This is a genomic window from Vibrio sp. 1249-1, from assembly GCF_033340495.1.
Genome location: NZ_JAWOWJ010000975.1, coordinates 1 through 558, shown reverse-complemented (window position 1 = coordinate 558; position 558 = coordinate 1). Strand labels below are relative to the sequence as shown.

Genomic DNA, 558 nt, shown 5'->3' with positions numbered 1-558 from the left:
GCCTTCGACGGTAAGCAGTCGAATGCCCGGAATACCGTCTTCATAAAGCCCTTTGTTCTCAACGACGATCTCCCACAGGTACTCATCCCCGTCGCGATAAAGGTTTCTCACCACATCAATGTGCTCTGCCGACAGGCCTTTTTGCTTATCACCTTTATGCTTGGTAATCGCATTGCCTTGTTGGTCGAACTCGATGTGCGTGCCGTTATCGGTGGTCACCTTGAATGAGAAGCCTTGGCGAGTGCGTGTTTTGAATTGGAACGCCACTTGGTTGATCTGCTTAAGCGTTCGGTTACGAGACAAGCCATATAGCTCATCCACTTCGTAGCCTTTATCCATTCTCGACATCACTACAGGTTGACCTTGCAGTTTACCCGTCACATCTTTGAGCTGAGTTTCTACGCCATCTTGGATAATGAAGGTCGAGTTCGGAACGTAATCACCTAGCGCAAGGTCAATGTCGATGAGAACATCGTCCGCGGTTGCATCTGCTTGGAAACCATCACCATTGTGGTCTTCGAACACCTTACCGATGATAGAAGCGGTATCGAATACTTT

Annotated in this window: 1 protein-coding gene; it reads right to left on the bottom strand. The window is 48.6% G+C overall.

Annotated features, from left to right (window positions below):
• Positions 1 to 558 (bottom strand): hypothetical protein (locus R7Z50_RS30000; protein WP_318150085.1); only part of this gene is annotated, 558 nt, incomplete at both ends.